Origin of the sequence: Corynebacterium phocae (assembly GCF_008693075.1) — a bacterium.
Classification (GTDB): Bacteria; Actinomycetota; Actinomycetes; order Mycobacteriales; family Mycobacteriaceae; genus Corynebacterium; species Corynebacterium phocae.
Genome location: NZ_VXKJ01000014.1, coordinates 1 through 1848 on the forward strand (window position 1 = coordinate 1; position 1848 = coordinate 1848).

At 48.4% G+C, this 1848-nt stretch carries 1 protein-coding gene; it reads right to left on the reverse strand.

What is annotated here, in order from left to right; translation table 11 throughout:
• Window positions 1-650 precede the first annotated feature (650 nt).
• Window positions 651-1349 carry a hypothetical protein gene (locus F4V58_RS01025; RefSeq protein WP_150385658.1) on the reverse strand — a complete coding sequence of 233 codons (699 nt, stop codon included), beginning with the start codon at window positions 1347-1349 and terminating at the stop codon, window positions 651-653.
• Window positions 1350-1848 lie beyond the last annotated feature (499 nt).

Consider the following 1848-nt stretch of genomic DNA (forward strand, 5'->3'; position numbering starts at 1 on the left):
ATAGCCTTTGTGAGTGAGGTAATCTACGGCTTCATGGCGGTGTGCTGGGCTTAGAATTTTGCTTTAGCGAGATCCTTGTACGCGGCTTTTTCCAATTCTACTTCCGCAAGCAGTCGCTTGAGACGATCGTTTTCCTTCCGCAGGGTTGTAAGCTCCCGAGCTGCAGCACGCGACATTGTGCCGTACCCCGCCGCCAGCGGCTCAACGTTGCCTCCGAGATCTGTAGCTCACATCCAGATTTCTGCGTTGGTCTTTCCTGCTTCGGAAATTTTGCTTGCCTTCTCCAGACGCACAACAATCTGCTCCGGGGTGCGCTTTTTAACTTTCCTCATATGACCATTCTCCTTGTCTTCAAGGCCTACTATGGCACACGCTCAAGTTTACCGGTCCGAATATCCCAGCCCACACCAATCTTTCTGTTCAGATGTGAGTATCGACAAAATCATCACATAACAGAAAGCTCCGCTTTGTTTTCTGCCACAAAACCAACGTTCAAATCTAAATGGCGCTAGATGTGAATTCTATAATAGTGCTCGATAACTCTTAAAAATTCATTGGTTACGTTGGAGACAGGGACTCTAAAGGAGAAGCTGCGTAGTACACCTGTTGGATGATTGAGAGCGCAGTAAAAGACGTACTAAAAAAGGTCTTTATGGGCGACGGGATAGAGTTTGTTCAACGGTTTGAAAACTGTCTACCCAGTTTCGAATAACTGGATCGCGCCACTCCAATACCGCCATCATGTCGTCAAATATTTGGTGTAAATCAAAACGGTTGGGGTCAGAGACGGATTCATGGTGTCCCAATCGGTTCCGAATTTTTCGTACATTCGCATACTTTTCCCTAATTTCTCCTCGTAATGAATAGTACTCAAGGTCAGGGGTGTTCGGAAAAACCTGCTCTAGATAGTGCTTCCAAAAGTCATTATCGTGCCGAGCTGTAAACATCTTCTCCCAAAATGCCATTTTTAACTCTGGGATTATCTTTCCAGTAGTGGAGAAATGATCTGCCCGTGCTCGAAGATCTTTTCTTGGGTTGTACAGTCCTGGTCGTGGGTTCGGCAACTTATTCTGAAAGGACACGTCATGGGCCCAATTGGGACCATGAACATAGTTTATTGCCTCAGACGCCGCGTTTCTAACCGTGACTTCAAATACATGCATAACAGGCCATAATGCTGCAGCGACTTCAGCATTCCATTGGTATAGCCTGACTGACGCCTGCTTCGCGGTTTCTCCAGGTTGTACGGTAACTAGGGGAGGAGAATATGAGTTAAGGCGAGGGTTAGTAAGTGATTTTTCAATGATGTTCGCTGACTGCTGAGTTATTGAAAATTTGGAAGGCGTCATGTTAAGATTAAATCACAGCGCCACTGGGGATAGTGGGAATATTCCTCCCCCAGGGACATACGATAAATATTTTTTCCCCGACCCATATGGGTCGGGGAAATCATTTTCGGACTAAAGGGCAGACTTCGGGTTGGAGTGGGCTAGGGATTAGGCTCCTGGTACTTGAGCGGTTTCCATCTCGTTTTCTTTCTTCCATTGGTCTGCAAATGCATTTGGGGTCATGTGCCCCAATGGCGAATGCGGGTGTTCATTATTATGCCGGACTGTCCCGGTAGGGGGGATTCCATACCCTAAAAGCCGCTCGGTATAGACAGTACTGACGTACCTCTATGCGACCACAGGTGCAGGGGTTTTCGGCCAGTGTTTCAGCCGCAGCATCCACACCGCGGAAAACAGGATTCCCACCACGGCCGCGGCCATGGAATATTGCACGGAGATGACGGTAGCAATGGCACCGCCTAGCAGGAACCCGGGGACCTCGCCGCCTAGTGCGATGGTG